This window comes from Pseudomonas tohonis, from assembly GCF_012767755.2.
Taxonomy (GTDB): domain Bacteria; phylum Pseudomonadota; class Gammaproteobacteria; order Pseudomonadales; family Pseudomonadaceae; genus Metapseudomonas; species Metapseudomonas tohonis.
On the sequence record NZ_AP023189.1, the window covers coordinates 2,139,111 to 2,158,140 of the forward strand.

A 19,030-nucleotide genomic window follows, 5' to 3' on the forward strand; every position below is an offset into this window, starting at 1 on the left:
CCACCTGTGAACCTTGGAGATAACAACAATGAAAAGCTTCAAACAACTGGCTCTCGCCGCTGCTGTGCTCGCTGCTCCGTTCATGGCCCAGGCCGACCTGAAAGCCATGGACGACTCCGCTCTCTCCAGCGTTACCGGTCAGGATGGCATCAGCATCTCCGGTAACTTCAACGGCACCATCGGCAGCGTGGTCTACAACGACAAGGAAGGCAGCACCACCGGTAGCCTGCGCCTTGAGACCATCGCCTTCTCCGGCTTCAACATCTCCGACAGCGCGCCGATCCTGGTCGACGTGATCGACGGCGGCTCCGGCGCCGGCGCCAGCGACAAGCTGCAGATCACCCTGCCGACCATCACCGGCGAGCTGAGCGTGGGCGCCATCCGCATGGGCGACGCCTCCGCCGCCAGCATCGGTTCCCTGGCCGTCAGCGATCTGAACCTGGCCGGTACCACCATCAAGGTATGGGGCCACTGACAGGTCGCTCCACTCCGTGATGTGGAAGGTCCCGTCGGCTTCGGCCGGCGGGCCTTTCTTTCGTCAGCCCTGCATTCGGAACGGCAATGATCGAGATCCTGGTCGGCAGTCTGCTGGGGTTGTTCGGGTTCACCCAGGCCGTGGATACCAAGCCACAGCCCAAGGGCTCCGTGAACATCACCCAGGCCATGGTGCCCAACGGTCCCTACCGGGAGACCGTCAATCCGGAGCCCATGAGCCAGTTGCAGTTCCGCAACGTCATCCGCCAGGCCTACGACTACAGCTGCGGTTCCGCCGCGTTGACCGGCTTGCTGGACTACTACCTGGGTCGCAACCTCGAGGAGCGCCAGGTGATGGAAGGGCTGTTGCGTTATGGCGAGGCCGACAAGATCGTCGAGCGACGCGGTTTCTCGCTGTTGGACATGAAGCGCTTCGTGGCCGCGCTGGGCTACAAGAGCGGGGGCTTCCGGGCCGAGTTCGAGGACCTCGACCAACTGGAGCATCCTGCGCTAGTGCCCATTCACTACGGTGGCTTCAAGCACTTCGTGGTGGTGCGCGATGTGTACAACGATCACGTGTTCATCGCTGATCCCGCCCTGGGAAACATCAGCTTCACCCGCACCCGGTTCGAGGAGGTGTGGGATGGGAACGTGCTGTTCGTGATCTACCCGACTGGAAACGAGCCACCCAACGCCATGGCCCTGACCGAGCGTGACCTGCGCCTGGTGGACGATCGCACCGTCAGCCTGCTGGCGTTCCAGCAGTTCCCGCAGATCACCAAGTTCACCGAGAACCAGATCGACCAACTGGGCTCGGGAGGCGACATCCAGTACATAAGACGCAAATAGAAAACCCGCATAAGTAAGAATAAAACCAGGGGTAAAAGTGCCATGGGAGTGAGGGGATACGCATGGCTGGCCGTGCTGGCGCTGGGCGCCTGCGGGCCGCTGTGGGCCGAGGAGAGCTCGGTGGACGATGCGCGTGAGGCGCTGACCAAGAAGGAAGGGGATGCCGACAGCGCCAAGGCGCTGGAGCAGGTGTTCCAGGCATCGGAGAAGAGTTACACCCTGCTGAAGAAAGGCGAGCGCACGCTCACCTACGGCTTCGACTATTCGCTGGTGCGCGATGTGCAGATCGAGCAGGTGCGCACGGGCAGCAACGTCTACAGCGTGATCCCTCGCAGCGAAGCCCAGCACACCTTCACCAACTCCTTCACCTTCGACTACGGCATCTGGGACAACCTGACCTTCAGCGTGCGCCTGCCCTTCGTGGCCAAGTACGACACCGAGCGCGACGTCAACGTCTACAGCCTCGGCGACATCTCCGGCAGCCTGCGCTGGCAGCCCTGGTCCGCCACTCGTGGTCGCCCGGTCACCACCCTGTTCGCCACACTCGGCCTGCCCACCGGCGAGAGCCCCTTCGACATCAACAACGAGACGGACCTCTCCACCGGCAACGGCTACTACAGCCTGGGCGTGGGGGCCAACACCTCCTACGTGATCGACCCGGTCGTGCTGTTCGGTTCGGTCGGCTACACCTACAACATGCCGGTGCACGACATCCACCAGAACCGCGGCGGCCGCCTGCTGGAGGACGTGGACCCGGGCAACACCCTGTCCCTGAGCATGGGCTTCGCCTATGCGCTGTCCTACGACGTGTCCCTGGCCACCTCCTACCAGATGGCCTACACCACCAAGCCGACCTACACCTTCGGCGACACCGAGTTCGAAGGCACCGAGCAGACCAGCGCAATCATGAACTTCTCGCTCGGCCTGCGGACCTCTCCCGATTACATCGTCAACGTCAACGCCGGTTTCGGCATGACCGAGGACTCCCCGGACGTGATGCTGGGGTTCTCCGTACCCCTGGACATAAAAGGCCTGAAGGCCCAGTAACCGGCGAGGCGACGACATGACGATGCGAATTTCGCCGCTGGCCCTGGCGCTGGCGGGGTTGGGGGCCGGTTGGGCGGGCGGCGTGCAGGCGCAGCTGGCCAACGACCTGACCATTGGCAACCCCAAGGCGATGGCCATGGCCAATGCCGTGACCGCCGACTCCACCGGGATCGACGCGGTGCACTACAACCCGGCGGCGCTGACCAAGCTCAAGGGCCGCCAGACCACGGTGAAGATGATCGCCGGGGTAATGGATATCCGCGCCGAGTTCGATGCGCCGGACGGCTACAACGTCATGGGGTTCACCGACGATCCCGTGGCCAACTCCAGCAGCCGTACCCTCACGCCTGCCATGTACCTGCCGGGCATGGGCGGCATGACCGACATGCCGCTGCTGGTGGCGCCCCTGGCGGGCCTGTCGATCAACCCGCCGGGCTCCAAGTTCACCTTCGCCACCAACGTCTACGCGCCCATGGCCCTGGGCTATTCGCGGGATTCGGACAGCGACCCGGGGCGCTACCAGGGGCGCGAGGTGGCGATCCAGCGCATCACCTACTTCTCGCCATCGGTGGGCTACCAGGTGAACGACGAGCTGTCGGTGGGCCTGTCGGTCGGGTTCTCGCACCAGGCCCTGGCGCTGAACGAGGACTTCCGCAACCCGAGCATGCTCACCGGGCTGGTGGGGCTGCTCAACAAGGTGCTCTGCGAGCCGGGGTTGGAAGACATCATCGGCACGCTCATCAACGTCTGTGGCGGCCGTATCGGCCCCTACGACACCCTGGCCAATATCGACCTGGACCTGCAGCAGTCACTGTCGCCCACCTGGAACATCGGTGTGCTCTGGGAGCCCACCGACTGGTTCGCCTGGGGCGCCACCTACCAGAGCGAGGCGCGCATGCACCTCCAGGGCAAGTACCGGGTGGATTATTCCAAGGACTGGCAGGGTTTCTGGACCGGCTTCCAGGGCGCGATCTTCGGGCAGATCCTCAGCCCGCTCTTCCCCTATGGCAACGTCGACGAGGAAGTGGGCAATGCCAGCATGACCATGACCTACCCGGACAACTTCTCCACCGGGATCAAGATCAGGCCCTTCGATCGCTGGCAGTTCAATGCCGACCTGAAGTGGAGCGGCTACAGCGACTGGAACGAATTCGAAATCGAGTTCGACCGCGAGCTGGACGTGCTGCGCATCGCCAAGAACTTCAGCGGCGGCAATGCCACCGCCACCACCCTGACCCTGGACCGTGGCTACCGCGATACCTGGAGCTGGGCGGTGGGGGCGCAGTACGACGTGACCGACCGCCTGGCCCTGCGCGCCGGCTACGAATGGCGCCCTTCGGCCATCCCCGGCAACAAGGCTGACGTGCTGGCGCCCATCGGCGACGCCCAGCTCTACGGCCTCGGGCTGGGTTACCGCTGGGACAAGGACACCAACATCGATATCGGCTTCAACTACTTCGTCACCTCGCAGACCACCAGGGCCAACACCAGCTGCAACCTCAACTGCACCGGCATCGACAACCTGGTCTACAACCCCTATGCCGGCCAGGATGTGACGACTTCGGTGAAGGCCTACATCCTGGCCATGACCTACACGACGACATTCTGATGAAGACCCTTGCCGCGCTTTGCCTCATCACCGCCCTTGCGGCCCACACCCAGGCCCAGGCCGCCAGCGGGCGCTACCTGACCTGGATCGACGACAACGGCCGGGTGCACAACAGCTTCGTCGGCGAGCGCTACGGCGAGCAGCAGCGCCAGGCGGCCCAGCGCATCAGCCGCAGCGACCTGGCACGCCTGCAGGAACAGAGCGCGGCGGGCGGGATGGGCGGCAACGCCGGTGGCGAGCAGAAGCGCCGCTACTTCACCTGGGTGGATGCCAGCGGCAACCTGCAGAACAGCTTCTACGCGGCGGGCCAGGTGCCGGCCGGGGAGCGCGATTACCTGCTGCCCAGCGGCAAGCGTTCGACCGAGTACATCGACGCCGATGTCCTGGAAGGGCGTGGCTACTCGCGGCCCGAGAACGGTACGGCCTACTTCACCTGGGTGGACGAGCAGGGCCGCACCCACAACTCCAGGGTCCCGGCCAAGGGCAGTGAGCCGCAGGCGGAGGAGGGCATTGGCCAGCCCGTGGCCTACACCGAGAGCCGCCAGGTCGAATTCGAGCGCAAGGCCGCCATCCTGCCGTCGCTGGACGGCCAGCCCAGCGAGGCGATGAAGGCCCTGCTGGAAGGCAGCGAGGAGCGCAGCCAGTCGCTGTACCAGGGGCTGGTGGACCAGTGTTGCGGGCAGCTGCCGGAGGGGGATTTCACCGAGTTGTCCGCCGAGGAGCCGCGCTACGAGGAGCTCAACCGTTTCTCCCCCAGCTTCGCCTTCCCCATGGGTCGCAGCTACTACGCGGCGCTGAAGCTGCCGCGCTCCGGACGTGCCTACGGCCTGCGCATCCGCAGCTTCGCCAACCGCCAGGTGGTCTACCCTTCGATCCTCTTCCTCGACGAGGCCAAGCGCCCGACGCGCCTGGTGAGCGATGCCGTCTACCAACTGCATGGCGAGACCTGGTACCGCTACGCCTACATCGAGGGCACCGTGCAGGTCCGCGCCAACCAGGGCGAGCGCTACGCGTTGCTGCTGACCACCGACGAGGACCGCAGCCTCAATACTCTCGACAACAAGCCCTTCAAGCGCCCGATGCAGGACCTGGCCGTCAGCGAAGCCGGCATGCAGGTGCATGAACACGTGGACGAAGGGGCGTTCGAGCTGGCGATCGTGAGATAGGGGACTGAGGGGCGTGGCGCAGGTCGGGTGCAACCCGACGATCCCGTGCCTCAGGTCTGGTACGCCTCGGCGCGCGACGGCTTCTGTGTCCTGGAGCACCTGCAGCGATGGGTTTCGCACCGCTCGCGGAACGCCGCCCGACCCATCCACGGACTACCCATTCCATGGAGTGCGCTCCTGCACCCCGAATCCCAGGCATGAAAAAGCCCGGCACATGGCCGGGCTTTTCCGTGACGGCAGGGCGGATCAGAGTTCGGCGGGGTGCACGTGGCCGAACAGTTCCTGGGAGAAGCGCACGCGTTCCTCCGGGGTTTCCACGATGCCTTTTTCCTGCAGCTCGGCGATGCGGGCTTCCACCGCGTGGGCGCGATGGGTCAGCCCGCAGTCGTTGGCGATCTGGATGTTCAGGCCGGGGCGGGCGTTGAGCTCGAGGATCAGCGGGCCCTTTTCCTGGTCCAGCACCATGTCGACACCGATGTAGCCCAGGCCGCACAGCTCGTAGCAGCCGGCCGCCAGCTTCATGAAGCCGTCCCAGTTGGGCAGTTGCACGCCGTCCACCGCGTTGGTGGTGTCCGGGTGCTTGGCGATCTTGTTGTTCAGCCAGGTGCCGCGCAGGGTGACGCCGGTGGCCAGGTCCACGCCCACACCGATGGCGCCCTGGTGCAGGTTGGCCTTGCCGTTGGACTGGCGGGTGGGCAGGCGCAGCATCGCCATCACGGGGTAGCCCATGAGCACGATGATGCGGATGTCCGGCACGCCTTCGTAGCTGATGCTCTTGAAGATCTGGTCCGGGGTCACGCGGTACTCGATCAGCGCGCGGTCGCGGTGCCCGCCGAGGGAGTAGAGGCCGGTGAGGATCGAGGAGATCTGATGCTCGATCTCCTCGTGGCTGATGATCTTCCCGGAGACCGTCTTGTAACGGCCTTCGAAGCGGTCGGCGATCACCAGGATGCCGTCGCCGCCGGCGCCCTGGGCGGGCTTGATCACGAAATCGTTACGCTCGCCGATGATCTCGTCGAGCTTGTCGATCTCCTTCTCGGTGGAAATGATCCCGTACATTTCCGGCACGTGGATGCCCGCCTCGATGGCGCGCATCTTGGTGATGATCTTGTCGTCGACGATCGGGTACAGGTGCCGTTTGTTGTACTTCAGCACGTAGTCCGCGTTGCGTCGGTTGATGCCCATGATCCCTTTGGCTTCAAGGGCTTTCCACGTCTTGATCAGGCCGAACATGGCTCAGTCCTTCAGGAAGGCTTTGAAGCGGAACAGCTCGGTCAGGCGGTAGCCGCGGTAGCGACCCATCGCCAGCATGAAGCCCACCATGATCAGCAGCACGGCCGGGAAGGTGAAGATGAAGTAGGTCAGCTCCGGCACGGTCATCAGCAGGTGCGCCAGGGTCGCGGCGAACAGCGTGCCGATGGCGACCTTGAAGGCGTGGCCACCGCCGCGCTCTTCCCAGGTGATGGACAGGCGTTCGATGGTCATGGTCAGGATCACCATCGGGAACAGCGCCACGGAGAGGCCGCGCTCCAGGCCCAGCTTGTGGCTGAGCAGGCTGATCACCGCGATGAGGATCACCACGAACGTCAGCACCACCGATAGCCTGGGCAACATCTGCAACTTCAGGTGTTCGAGGTAGGACCGCAGCGACAGGCCCAGGGCCGTGATGATGGTGAACAGGGCGATGCCGAAGCCCAGTTGCGTCTCGCGGAAGGCGAGGGCGATCAGCACCGGGGTGAAGGTACCCAGGGTCTGCAGGCCGCCGAGGTTGCGCAGGATGAGGATCACCAGCACGCCGATCGGGATCATGATCATGATCTGGTAGGTCTGCTGGGTCTGCAGCGGCAGGCCGTAGAGCGAGTACTCGAGGAAGTCGGCGTCGGTGTTCTCGTCGGTCAGCTTGGCCAGGCGGATGGCGTTCATCTCGCTGTTGTTCAGGCTGAAGGTCACCTGGGCCTTCTTGCCGCCGTCGACGGTGATCAGGTTGTCGTCACCGGTCCACCACACCAGGCGGTCGGCCGGCAGGCCCTGCTCGCCGGTCTCGGGGTTGAAGTACAGCCAGTTCTCGCCGTTGAAGCTGCGCAGCCAGAGCTCGGGGCTCTGCGGCTGGTCGGCGGCCAGGCGGATGGTGTGCACGCGCTCCATCGGTACGTGGGCGATGGACAGCAGCAGCTCGATGGCCTTGGCCTTGTTCTGCGTGCTCTGGTCGCCGGCGAGCAGCAACTTGACGTTGTCGTCGTTCAGGTTGTTGGTGCGCTTGATGGTTTCGCTGATGAAGGTCTCGACGTCGGCCGAGTGCTGGCGGATGGGCGCCAGCAGGGCTTCGGCGGCGATCTTCTCGGCCCCTTCGACCGGGATGCTGTCACGGAAGATCGGCCCCTTGTCCTTGGGCTTCTCGCCGCTGTAGCGCTTGGTCAGCACCAGGCGGTAGTAGAGGGTCTGGTTGCCGCTGGCGCGGCGGGCGGACCAGGTCACCTTGCGGTTGCCGTCCACGCGATTGATGCTCACGCCGTAGTTGTTGGAGATGAAGCTCTCGTTGAGGCTGACGTAGTCCCGGTTCAGCGGCGGCACGAACATCTGCACCTTGATCGGGTCGCGCGGGCTGGCCTGGAATTCGACCTTGGCGTCGATGTTCCAGAGGTCGTCGGTCTCATCCTCGGTGATCGGGATGCCCTGAATGAAGATCTGGTAGGCCGTTATCAGAATGCCCAGGCTCACCAGCAGGGTGATCAGGACTTTCAGATGCAGGGTAAGAGAGCGCATGTGAGTTACTCGGCAGAGTTTGCGTCAGTGGCACAGCCGGGTTGGCCGGCAGCGTATTTAAGGCTCGGGTCGACCAGTGCATCGAAGCGCTTGAGCGCCTCGGAACCGATCAGAAGCGGGTATTGGAAAGCGCTACGGTCGGTGAGGTTCACTTCGATCGTGCGCAGGGCGCTGCCCATGCAGACGTCGAGTTCGATCACCGGGCGTGCCGTGTAGGTCTTGTCTTCGTCCGGGTCGTAGTCGCCGGCACGGCGCTTGATCTTGCTGATGCGCGCCAGGGGCCGCTCGATGGGATGCGCGTGGGCATCGTCGATGGCCAGGTAGAAACGCACCCAGGTCTCGCCATCGCGCTTGAAGCGCTTGATGTCGCGGGCACTCAGGGAGGCTGTCTTGGCGCCGGTGTCGAGCTTGGCGGCGACCACCAGGTCGAGACCGGAGAGACGGGCGTATTCGTTCAGGCCATAGATGGTCTTGTCGGCGGCGAGGCTTAGGCCTGGCAGTGCTAGCAGGCATATGAGCAATGCGAAGGGCTTGAGAGTCATGGGTCCTTGGAGAGCGTTCGAGGTCCTGGTGCCCGATGCCTGGCCTGATGGCCTCGGCGCCTGGCGTACGAGTCTAGCAGCTAGCTGGTGGCGCCCCGCCAGGCGCTTGAGCGGCGCATTCTAACACGCAGGTTTTCCGGGGCGACAGACGCTTATGACGCTTTGTTAAGGCTGTGACCTGTTCAAATGAATTTTTTGCGATCTACGACGATTGTCGACAATGGCTGTGTTTTGGTTTGACTGAGCTCTGCCTTGGCGGTAGTTTGGCGGTGTTAATTTTCAATGTGTCGACAATCATGCTTGATGCCGCTGAAGTACCCGTCACCCAGGCCGAAGACTCGGAGACCCTGTCCGAGCATGTCTTCCGGCGCATCCAGGCGGCCATCGTCAAGGGCGAGATCGCGCCCGGCAGCAAGATTTCCGAGCCCGAGCTGGCGCGCGCCTACGGCATCAGCCGCGGCCCGCTGCGCGAGGCGATCCATCGCCTGGAGGGGCAGAAGCTGCTGGTGCGCGTGCCCCATGTCGGCGCCCGGGTGGTGTCCCTCAGCCACGCCGAGCTGATCGAGCTCTATGAAATCCGTGAATCCCTCGAAGGCATGGCCTGCCGCCTCGCGGCCGAGCGCATGACCCAGGCGGAGATCGACGAGCTGCGTGCGGTGCTGGAGACCCACGAGCGTGACGAGGCCTTCCAGGCCGGGCGTGGCTACTACCAGCAGGAAGGCGACTTCGATTTCCACTACCGGATCATCCAGGGCAGCGGCAACCAGACCCTGACCCGCATGCTCTGCGGCGAGCTGTACCAGCTCGTGCGCATGTACCGCCTGCAGTTCTCCAGCGTGCCCAATCGCCCGCGCCAGGCCTTTGCCGAGCACCACCGCATTCTCGATGCCATCGCCGACCGTGACGGTGAACTGGCCGAGCTGTTGATGCGCCGTCACATCGGCGCTTCCAAACGCAATATCGAGCGCCACTACCAGGGCGCCGTCGCCAACCCCTCCCAGACCCGAGGTGATTCATGACCCAGCTCTCCGCCGGCCAGCGTTTCCGCCAGGCCCTTGCCGAAGAAAGCCCGCTGCAGGTGATCGGTGCGATCAACGCCAACCACGCGCTGCTGGCCAAGCGTGCCGGCTACAAGGCCATCTATCTTTCCGGTGGTGGCGTGGCGGCGGGTTCGCTGGGCCTGCCGGACCTGGGCATCAATACCCTGGACGACGTGCTCACCGATGTGCGCCGGATCACCGATGTCTGCGACCTGCCGCTTCTGGTGGACATCGACACCGGCTTCGGCCCGAGTGCCTTCAACATCGAACGCACGGTGAAGAACCTGATCAAGGCCGGCGCCGCCGCGGCCCACATCGAGGACCAGGTGGGTGCCAAGCGCTGCGGCCACCGCCCGGGCAAGGAGATCGTCTCCTGCGAGGAGATGGTCGACCGCGTGCGCGCCGCCGCTGACGCCAAGACCGACCCGGACTTCTTCCTCATCGCCCGCACCGACGCCATCCAGGCCGAGGGCGTGGACGCCGCCATCGAGCGCTGCCTGCGCTACGTGGAAGCCGGCGCCGACGGCATCTTCGCCGAGGCCGCCTACGACCTGCCGACCTACCAGCGTTTCGTCGAGGCCCTGAAGGTGCCGGTGCTGGCCAACATCACCGAGTTCGGCGCCACCCCGCTGTTCACCCGTGACGAGCTGGCCTCGGTTGGCGTGGCCATCCAGCTCTACCCGCTGTCGGCCTTCCGCGCGGCGAACAAGGCGGCGGAAGCCGTCTACACCTCGATCCGCCGGAACGGCCACCAGAAGGATGTTATCGAGCTGATGCAGACCCGTGCGGAGCTCTACGACCGCATCGGCTACCACGCCTTCGAGCAGAAGCTCGACGCGCTGTTCGCCGCCGGCAAGAAGTAATCAGGGTAGGGTGGGCCGGGCGGCGATCCGCTTCAGCCCACCCCATCAGCGTCGCGGGTAGGGCTTCATCGGATCACCTTCCGGCCCGCCATACAGCGCAACAGAACAAAAAGACTCGAGGAGATACCGATGAGCACCACCGAAACCACCACTCCGGGCTTCAAGCCGAAGAAATCCGTGGCCCTTTCCGGCACCGCCGCCGGCAACACCGCCCTGTGCACCGTTGGCCGTACCGGCAACGACCTGCACTACCGGGGCTACGACGTGCTGGATTTCGCCAATCGCTGCGAATTCGAAGAGATCGCCCACCTGCTGGTCCACGGCAAGCTGCCCAACGTCGCGGAGCTGGCCGGCTACAAGGCCAAGCTGAAGGCCCTGCGCGGCCTGCCCGCTGGCGTCAAGGCCGCGCTGGAGCAGCTGCCGCCTTCCGCCCACCCGATGGACGTGATGCGCACCGCCGTCTCCGTGCTGGGCTGCCTGTCGCCGGAGAAGGACGACCACAACCACCCCGGCGCCCGCGACATCGCCGACAAGCTGATGGCCTCCCTGGGTTCCGCGCTGCTGTACTGGTACCACTACAGCCACAACGGCAAGCGCATCGAGGTGGAGACCGACGACGACTCCATCGGCGGCCACTTCCTGCACCTGCTGCATGGCGAGAAGCCCCGCGAATCCTGGGTGCGCGCCATGCACACCTCGCTGAACCTGTACGCCGAGCACGAGTTCAACGCCTCCACCTTCACCTCGCGGGTGATCGCCGGCACCGGCTCGGACATGTACTCCTGCATCGCCGGCGCCATCGGCGCGCTGCGCGGGCCCAAGCATGGCGGCGCCAACGAGGTGGCCTTCGAAGTGCAGAAGCGCTACGACAGCCCGGATGAGGCCGAAGCCGACATCCGCGCCCGTGTCGAGAAGAAGGAAGTGATCATCGGCTTCGGCCACCCGGTCTACACCGTCTCCGACCCGCGCAACAAGGTGATCAAGGAAGTGGCCCGCGAGCTCTCCGTGGAGCAGGGCAACACCAAGATGTTCGACATCGCCGAGCGCCTGGAAAGCACCATGTGGGAAATCAAGAAGATGTTCCCCAACCTCGATTGGTTCAGCGCCGTCAGCTACCACATGATGGGTGTGCCCACCGCCATGTTCACCCCGCTGTTCGTGATCGCCCGCACCTCGGGCTGGTCCAGCCACGTCATCGAACAGCGCATCGACGGCAAGATCATCCGCCCGAGCGCCAACTACACAGGCCCCGAAGACCTGAAGTTCGTGCCGCTCAAGGACCGTAAATAACAATGACCACGACCGTGAACAGCCAATACCGCAAGCGCTTGCCCGGCACCGCGCTGGATTACTTCGACGCCCGCGAGGCGGTCGAGGCGATCCAGGCCGGCGCCTGGGACAAGCTCCCCTACACCTCCCGCGTGCTGGCCGAGCAGCTGGTGCGCCGTTGCGAGCCCGCCGACCTGACCGCATCGCTGGAGCAGCTGGTCCATCGCAAGCGCGACCTGGACTTCCCCTGGTACCCGGCGCGGGTGGTCTGCCATGACATCCTCGGGCAGACCGCGCTGGTGGACCTGGCCGGCCTGCGTGATGCCATCGCCGAGCAGGGAGGGGACCCGTCCAAGGTCAACCCGGTGGTGCCGACCCAGTTGATCGTCGACCACTCCCTGGCCGTCGAGGCCCCGGGCTTCGACCCGGACGCCTTCGAGAAGAACCGCGCCATCGAGGACCGCCGCAACGAGGACCGCTTCCACTTCATCGACTGGACCAAGACCGCGTTCAAGAACGTCGACGTGATCCCTGCCGGGAACGGGATCATGCACCAGATCAACCTGGAGAAAATGAGCCCGGTGATCCAGGCGCGCGGCGGCATCGCGTTCCCCGATACCTGCGTCGGCACCGACTCGCACACCCCGCACGTGGACGCCCTGGGCGTGATCGCCATCGGCGTCGGCGGCCTGGAAGCCGAGACCGTGATGCTCGGCCACCCCTCGATGATGCGCCTGCCCGACATCGTCGGTGTCGAACTGACCGGCAAACGTCAGCCCGGTATCACCGCCACCGACATCGTCCTGGCCTTGACCGAGTTCCTGCGCAAGGAGCGTGTGGTGGGCGCCTACGTCGAGTTCTTCGGCGAGGGGGCGGACAGCCTGTCCATCGGCGACCGCGCGACCATCTCCAACATGTGCCCGGAATACGGCGCTACCGCCTCGATGTTCTACATCGACGAGCAGACCATCGACTACCTCAAGCTCACCGGCCGCGAGCCCGAGCAGGTGGCGCTGGTGGAGAACTACGCCAAGACCCTGGGGCTGTGGAGCAGCGCGCTGAAGACCGCCGAGTACGAGCGCGTGCTGAGCTTCGACCTGGGCAGCGTGGTGCGCAACATGGCCGGCCCGTCCAACCCGCACCGCCGACTGCCCACCTCGGCGCTGGCCGAGCGCGGCATCGCCGACGAGGCCAAGCTGCAGGCCGGTCGTGACGAAGAGGCGAATGGCCTGATGCCCGATGGCGCGGTGATCATCGCTGCCATCACCAGCTGCACCAACACTTCCAACCCGCGCAACGTGATCGCCGCCGGCCTGGTGGCGAAGAAGGCCAATGCCCTCGGCCTGGTGCGCAAGCCCTGGGTGAAGACCTCCTTCGCCCCGGGCTCCAAGGTCGCCAAGCTGTACCTGGAGGAAGCCGGCCTGCTGCCGGAGCTGGAGAAGCTCGGCTTCGGCATCGTCGCCTACGCCTGCACCACCTGTAACGGCATGTCCGGCGCGCTGGACCCGGTGATCCAGAAGGAGATCATCGACCGCGACCTGTACGCCACCGCCGTGCTGTCTGGTAACCGCAACTTCGACGGGCGCATCCATCCCTACGCCAAGCAGGCCTTCCTCGCCTCGCCGCCGCTGGTGGTGGCCTATGCCATCGCCGGCACCGTGCGCTTCGACATCGAGCAGGACCCGCTGGGCACCGATGCCCAGGGCAACCCCGTCACGCTGAAGGACCTGTGGCCGAGCGACGAGGAGATCGACGCGATCGTCGCCGCGTCGGTGAAGCCCGAGCAGTTCAAGCAGATCTACATCCCGATGTTCGACCTGGGCAGCGTGCAGGAGGCGGAAAGCCCGCTGTACGACTGGCGCCCGATGTCCACCTACATCCGCCGCCCCCCGTACTGGGAAGGCGCGCTGGCCGGCGAGCGCACGCTCAAGGGCATGCGGCCGCTGGCGATCCTGCCGGACAACATCACCACCGACCACCTGTCGCCGTCCAACGCCATCCTCGCGGACTCGGCCGCCGGCGAGTACCTGGCGAAAATGGGCCTGCCGGAGGAGGACTTCAACTCCTACGCCACCCACCGTGGCGACCACCTGACGGCCCAGCGCGCCACCTTCGCCAACCCGCAGCTGGTCAACGAGATGGCCGTGGTCGACGGGCAGGTGAAGAAGGGCTCGCTGGCCCGCGTGGAGCCGGAAGGCCAGGTGATGCGCATGTGGGAAGCCATCGAGACCTACATGAACCGCAAGCAGAACCTGATCATCGTCGCCGGTGCCGACTACGGCCAGGGCTCGTCCCGCGACTGGGCGGCCAAGGGCGTGCGCCTGGCGGGTGTGGAAGTGATCGTCGCCGAGGGCTTCGAGCGCATCCACCGCACCAACCTGGTGGGCATGGGCGTGCTGCCGGTGGAGTTCAAGCCGGGCACCACGCGCCTGACCCTAGGCCTGGACGGCACCGAGACCTACGACGTCGAAGGCGACATTTCGCCGCGCTGCGACCTGACCCTGGTGGTCAATCGCCGTAACGGCGAGGTGGTGCGTGTGCCGGTGACCTGCCGCCTGGACACCGCTGCCGACGTCAGCGTGTACAAGGCCGGTGGCGTGCTGCAGCGGTTTGCCAAGGACTTCCTCAAGGGCGAGGTCGCCTGACTGCGCAGGGTGGAGGGCGATTTTTCCCTCCACCCTGCGGCTCATTGAAGGCTTAGCCCGGATGACATCCGGGCCATTTCTCAGGACTGCACTCATGGCTCATCTGCCGCAAGTGAAAATCCCCGCCACCTACATCCGTGGCGGCACCAGCAAGGGCGTGTTCTTCCGCCTGCTGGACCTGCCCGAGGCCTGCCAGGTGCCGGGCGAGGCCCGTGACCGGCTGTTCATGCGGGTGATCGGCAGCCCCGATCCCTACGCCGCGCACATCGACGGCATGGGCGGGGCGACCTCCAGCACCAGCAAGTGCGTGATCCTGTCGAAGAGCAGCCAGCCCGGGCACGATGTCGACTACCTCTACGGGCAGGTCTCCATCGACAAGGCCTTCGTCGACTGGAGCGGCAACTGCGGCAATTTGTCCACCGCGGCGGGCGCCTTCGCCATTCATGCCGGGCTGGTGGACCCGTCACGCATTCCGGCCAACGGCACCTGCGTGGTGCGCATCTGGCAGGCCAACATCCAGAAAACCATCATCGCCCACGTGCCGGTCACCGATGGCCAGGTGCAGGAAACCGGCGATTTCGAGCTGGACGGGGTGACCTTCCCGGCGGCGGAGATCGTGCTGGAGTTCCTCGATCCGTCGGATGACGGGGAGGAGGGCGGTTCGATGTTCCCCACCGGCAACCTGGTGGATGAGCTGGACGTGCCAGGCGTCGGCACCTTGAAGGCGACCCTGATCACCGCCGGCATTCCCACGGTGTTCGTCAACGCCGAGGACATCGGCTACACCGGCACCGAGCTGCGCGAAGCCATCAACGGCAACCCCGAGGCGCTGGCGCGCTTCGAGAAGATCCGCGTCGCCGGTGCGCTGCGCATGGGGCTGATCAAGTCTCCCGAAGAGGCGCTGACCCGCCAGCACACGCCGAAGGTGGCGTTCGTCGCGCCGCCCAGGGACTACCAGGCTTCCAGCGGCAAGACGGTGAGGGCGGACGAGATCGACCTGCTGGTGCGGGCGCTGTCCATGGGCAAGTTGCACCACGCGATGATGGGCACGGCGGCGGTCGCCATCGGCACCGCCGCGGCCATCCCGGGCACCCTGGTGAACCTGGCGGCCGGCGGAGGCGAGCGCACGGCGGTGCGTTTCGGACACCCCTCGGGCACCCTGCGCGTGGGCGCCGAAGCCCGGCAGGTGGACGGCCAGTGGCAGGTGACCAAGGCGATCATGAGCCGCAGCGCGCGGATATTGATGGAGGGGTGGGTGCGGGTTCCGGCGTAGCCGGAAGCCTCAAGCTTCAAGTCGCAAGCGGCAAGAAAAAGCCCGGGCGTCTCGCGAGGCCCGGGCCATGATCGTCTTGCAGCTTGCAGCTCTATTTGAGCCTCCGCTCGACACCTTTCTCGACGAGGATCTTCGCCGAGATTTCCTCGACCGAGAAATGCGTGGAGTTGATGAAGTTGATGTTCTCGCGACGGAACAGGTTCTCCACCTCGCGGACTTCGAACTCGCACTGGGCGAAGCTGGCGTAGCGGCTGTTGGGCTTGCGCTCGTTGCGGATCGCGGTGAGGCGGTCGGGGTCGATGGTCAGGCCGAACAGCTTGCTCTTGTACTTCTTCAAGGCGGCCGGCAGTTGCAGGCGCTCCATGTCTTCTTCGGTCAGCGGATAATTTGCGGCACGAATTCCGTATTGCATTGCCATATACAGGCAGGTCGGCGTCTTTCCGCAGCGGGAAACGCCAACGAGGATGAGGTCGGCCTTGTCGTAGTAATGCGTGCGGGCACCGTCGTCGTTGTCGAGGGCGAAGTTCACGGCCTCGATGCGCTCCATGTAGTTGGCGCTGTGGGCGATCGAGTGCGACTTGCCCACCGAGTAGGAGGAGTGCGACGTGAGTTCCTGTTCCAGCGGGGAGAGGAAGGTCGAGAAGATGTCGATCATGAACCCGTTGGACGTGGCGAGAATGTCACGGATTTCCTGGTTCACGATGGTGTCGAAGATGATGGGCCGGGCCCCGTCCGCCTCGGCAGCTATATTGATTTGCTGTACCATGGCGCGCGCTTTTTCGACGCTGTCTATATAAGGCCGCGTGAGCTTCGCGAAGGTAATGGTCTCGAACTGCGCCAACAGGCTCTGCCCGAGGGTTTCAGCGGTGATGCCGGTACCGTCGGAGATGAAAAAAGCGGTTCGTTTCATGCGCCAAAGGCCTTAAGTCGGGATCGATTCTTGGCTATCATAGGCCCGTTTTTGCTGGCCCATTGCCGGCCCGCATTGTGACTCATTTTTCCGGCCTCGCGCCAGAACACGGCGGAACCGCTCCGCACGAGCTTTTCCAACAGATAGTGGAGAGATCACCTTGGTAGAGTACGTAGTTTCCCTCGATAAGCTCGGCGTCCACGATGTTGAGCATGTGGGGGGCAAGAACGCATCCCTGGGCGAGATGATCAGCAATCTGGCTGGCGCCGGGGTATCCGTTCCCGGTGGTTTCGCCACTACTGCGCAGGCCTATCGCGACTTCCTCGAGCAGAGCGGCCTCAATGATCAGATCCACGCCGCGCTGGACGCCCTCGATGTCGATGATGTCGCCGCCCTGGCCAAGACCGGTGCGCAGATCCGCCAGTGGGTGATGGACGCCGAGTTCCCCCCGCGCCTGGATGCCGAGATCCGTTCCGCCTTCGCCGCCATGGCCGGTGGCAACGACAACATGGCCGTGGCCGTGCGCTCCTCCGCCACCGCCGAGGACCTGCCTGATGCGTCCTTCGCCGGCCAGCAGGAAACCTTCCTCAACATCCGTGGCGTGGACAACGTGATCCGTGCCGCCAAGGAAGTCTTCGCTTCTCTCTTCAACGACCGCGCCATCGCCTACCGCGTGCACCAGGGCTTCGACCACAAGCTGGTCGCCCTGTCCGCCGGCGTGCAGCGCATGGTGCGTTCGGAAACCGGCACCGCCGGCGTGATGTTCACCCTGGACACCGAGTCCGGCTTCCGTGACGTGGTGTTCATCACCGGCGCCTACGGCCTCGGCGAGACCGTGGTGCAGGGCGCGGTGAACCCCGACGAGTTCTACGTGCACAAGCACACCCTGGAAGCCGGCCGCCCCGCGATCCTGCGTCGCAACCTGGGCAGCAAGGCGATCAAGATGGTCTACGGCGACGAAGCCAAGGCCGGCAAGTCGGTGAAGACCGTCGACGTCGACCGCGCCGAGCGCGCCCGCTTCTGCATCACCGATGCCGAAGTCACCGAGCTGGCCAAGCAGGCCATGATCATCGAGAAGCACTACGGTCGCCCGATGGACATCGAATGGGCCAAGGACGGTGACGACGGCAAGCTGTACATCGTGCAGGCCCGTCCCGAGACCGTTAAGAGCCGCGCCAGCGCCACCGTGATGGAGCGCTACCTGCTGAAGGAAAAGGGCACCGTCCTGGTGGAAGGCCGCGCCATCGGCCAGCGCATCGGGGCCGGTCCGGTGAAGGTGATCCACGACGTTTCCGAGATGGACAAGGTCCAGCCGGGCGACGTGCTGGTCTCCGACATGACCGACCCGGACTGGGAGCCGGTGATGAAGCGCGCCAGCGCCATCGTGACCAACCGGGGCGGTCGTACCTGCCACGCCGCGATCATCGCCCGTGAACTGGGTATCCCGGCCGTCGTCGGCTGCGGCAACGCGACCCAGGTGCTGAAGGATGGCCAGGGCGTGACCGTGTCCTGCGCCGAAGGCGACACCGGCTTCATCTTCGAGGGCGAACTGGGCTTCGACATCCGCAAGAACTCCGTCGATGCCATGCCCGAGCTGCCGTTCAAGATCATGATGAACGTCGGCAACCCCGACCGCGCCTTCGACTTCGCCCAACTGCCCAACGAGGGCGTGGGCCTGGCGCGCCTGGAATTCATCATCAACCGCATGATCGGCGTGCACCCCAAGGCGCTGCTGAACTTCGCCGGCCTGCCCAGCGAGATCAAGGACAGCGTCGAGAAGCGCATCGCCGGCTATGACGACCCGGTCGGCTTCTACGTCGAGAAGCTGGTCGAGGGCATCAGCACCCTGGCTGCGGCCTTCTGGCCGAAGAAGGTCATCGTGCGCCTCTCGGACTTCAAGTCCAACGAATACGCCAACCTGATCGGCGGCAAGCTCTACGAGCCGGAAGAAGAGAACCCGATGCTCGGCTTCCGTGGCGCCTCGCGCTACATCAGCGAATCCTTCCGTGACTGCTTCGAGCTGGAATGCCGCGCGCTGAAGAAAGTGCGCAACGACATGGGCCTGACCAACGTCGAGATCATGGTGCCCTTCGTCCGTACCCTGGGCGAAGCCAGCCAGGTGGTCGAGCTGCTGGCCAGCAACGGCCTGAAGCGCGGCGACAACGGCCTCAAGGTCATCATGATGTGCGAGCTGCCGTCCAACGCGCTGCTGGCCGAGGAGTTCCTCGAGTTCTTCGATGGCTTCTCCATCGGCTCCAACGACCTGACCCAGCTGACCCTGGGCCTGGACCGTGACTCCGGCATCGTCGCCCACCTGTTCGACGAGCGTAATCCGGCGGTCAAGAAGCTGCTGGCCAATGCCATCGCCGCCTGCAACAAGGCTGGCAAGTACATCGGCATCTGCGGCCAGGGCCCGTCCGACCATCCGGACCTGGCCAAGTGGCTCATGGAGCAGGGCATCGAGAGTGTGTCGCTGAACCCCGACTCGGTCCTCGACACCTGGTTCTTCCTGGCCGAAGGCCAGGCGTGACCTTCTAACCGCAACCAGAAGAAGGGCGGGCTGCAAACCCGCCCTTTTTC

Annotated in this window: 15 protein-coding genes; 11 read left to right on the top strand and 4 right to left on the bottom strand. The window is 64.9% G+C overall.

All coding sequences use genetic code 11. The annotated features are described in order from the left end of the window. The first annotated feature begins 28 nt into the window (after nt 1-28). The 5 genes from HSX14_RS09880 to HSX14_RS09900 all read left to right on the top strand — a co-directional run bounded on the left by HSX14_RS09880 (nt 29) and on the right by HSX14_RS09900 (nt 5,145). On the top strand, nt 29-475 hold the full coding sequence (locus HSX14_RS09880) for a DUF6160 family protein (protein WP_173173994.1): 447 nt from the start codon (nt 29-31) through the stop codon (nt 473-475). Between the two features lie 86 nt (nt 476-561). Further along, nucleotides 562-1,323 (top strand): C39 family peptidase, encoded by a 762-nt coding sequence (locus HSX14_RS09885; RefSeq protein WP_111261434.1) that lies wholly within the window; start codon nt 562-564, stop codon nt 1,321-1,323. Between the two features lie 42 nt (nt 1,324-1,365). Then, nucleotides 1,366-2,370, top strand: coding sequence for a transporter (locus HSX14_RS09890; protein ID WP_173173996.1), 1,005 nt, complete (start codon nt 1,366-1,368; stop codon nt 2,368-2,370). Nucleotides 2,371-2,386: 16 nt separating this feature from the next. Further along, entirely contained in the window at nt 2,387-3,979 is a 1,593-nt protein-coding gene (locus HSX14_RS09895) for an outer membrane protein transport protein (RefSeq protein ID WP_173173998.1), read from the top strand. After that, nucleotides 3,979-5,145: a MalM family protein gene (locus tag HSX14_RS09900; RefSeq protein ID WP_173173999.1), complete on the top strand. Its 1,167-nt coding sequence runs from the start codon at nt 3,979-3,981 to the stop codon at nt 5,143-5,145. The genes HSX14_RS09895 and HSX14_RS09900 overlap by 1 nt, the downstream gene beginning before the upstream one ends. Nucleotides 5,146-5,391: 246 nt before the next feature. Here HSX14_RS09900 and HSX14_RS09905 read toward each other — a convergent pair whose 3' ends face one another. The 3 genes from HSX14_RS09905 to rloA are packed head-to-tail and all read right to left on the bottom strand — an operon-like array spanning nt 5,392 to nt 8,450. Continuing rightward, a complete protein-coding gene (locus HSX14_RS09905) occupies nt 5,392-6,378 on the bottom strand; it encodes an alpha-L-glutamate ligase-like protein (protein WP_043243282.1) in 987 nt (328 codons plus the stop codon). Between the two features lie 3 nt (nt 6,379-6,381). Then, nucleotides 6,382-7,908, bottom strand: a complete 1,527-nt coding sequence (gene rloB, locus HSX14_RS09910; RefSeq protein WP_111261437.1) for an osmotic stress tolerance membrane protein RloB — start codon at nt 7,906-7,908, stop codon at nt 6,382-6,384. A 5-nt stretch (nt 7,909-7,913) separates the two neighbouring features. Continuing rightward, the gene (gene rloA, locus HSX14_RS09915; protein WP_111261438.1) at nt 7,914-8,450 is read right to left on the bottom strand and encodes a retropepsin-like aspartic peptidase RloA; all 537 of its coding nucleotides are present in this window, start codon (nt 8,448-8,450) and stop codon (nt 7,914-7,916) included. 296 nt (nt 8,451-8,746) lie between these two features. Here rloA and HSX14_RS09920 point away from each other — a divergent pair, with 296 nt between their 5' ends. The 5 genes from HSX14_RS09920 to prpF all read left to right on the top strand — a co-directional run bounded on the left by HSX14_RS09920 (nt 8,747) and on the right by prpF (nt 15,540). Further along, the gene (locus HSX14_RS09920; RefSeq protein ID WP_173174001.1) at nt 8,747-9,469 is read left to right on the top strand and encodes a GntR family transcriptional regulator; all 723 of its coding nucleotides are present in this window, start codon (nt 8,747-8,749) and stop codon (nt 9,467-9,469) included. Continuing rightward, the gene (gene prpB / locus HSX14_RS09925; RefSeq protein ID WP_173174003.1) at nt 9,466-10,353 is read left to right on the top strand and encodes a methylisocitrate lyase; all 888 of its coding nucleotides are present in this window, start codon (nt 9,466-9,468) and stop codon (nt 10,351-10,353) included. Before HSX14_RS09920 ends, prpB begins: the two co-directional genes overlap by 4 nt. Before the next feature lie 129 nt (nt 10,354-10,482). Beyond that, nucleotides 10,483-11,643: a bifunctional 2-methylcitrate synthase/citrate synthase gene (gene prpC, locus HSX14_RS09930; RefSeq protein ID WP_074968784.1), complete on the top strand. Its 1,161-nt coding sequence runs from the start codon at nt 10,483-10,485 to the stop codon at nt 11,641-11,643. 14 nt (nt 11,644-11,657) lie between these two features. Then, a complete protein-coding gene (acnD, locus tag HSX14_RS09935; protein ID WP_173174056.1) occupies nt 11,658-14,267 on the top strand; it encodes a Fe/S-dependent 2-methylisocitrate dehydratase AcnD in 2,610 nt (869 codons plus the stop codon). Between the two features lie 94 nt (nt 14,268-14,361). Further along, on the top strand, nt 14,362-15,540 hold the full coding sequence (gene prpF / locus HSX14_RS09940) for a 2-methylaconitate cis-trans isomerase PrpF (RefSeq protein ID WP_173174005.1): 1,179 nt from the start codon (nt 14,362-14,364) through the stop codon (nt 15,538-15,540). A gap of 91 nt (nt 15,541-15,631) precedes the next feature. On the opposite strand, the gene ppsR is transcribed toward prpF, so the two are convergent. Continuing rightward, nucleotides 15,632-16,450 carry a posphoenolpyruvate synthetase regulatory kinase/phosphorylase PpsR gene (ppsR, locus tag HSX14_RS09945; RefSeq protein ID WP_111261444.1) on the bottom strand — a complete coding sequence of 273 codons (819 nt, stop codon included), beginning with the start codon at nt 16,448-16,450 and terminating at the stop codon, nt 15,632-15,634. 160 nt (nt 16,451-16,610) lie between these two features. Between ppsR and ppsA the strand changes: the two genes are divergently transcribed. Beyond that, nucleotides 16,611-18,980, top strand: coding sequence for a phosphoenolpyruvate synthase (ppsA, locus tag HSX14_RS09950; protein ID WP_173174007.1), 2,370 nt, complete (start codon nt 16,611-16,613; stop codon nt 18,978-18,980). Nucleotides 18,981-19,030 lie beyond the last annotated feature (50 nt).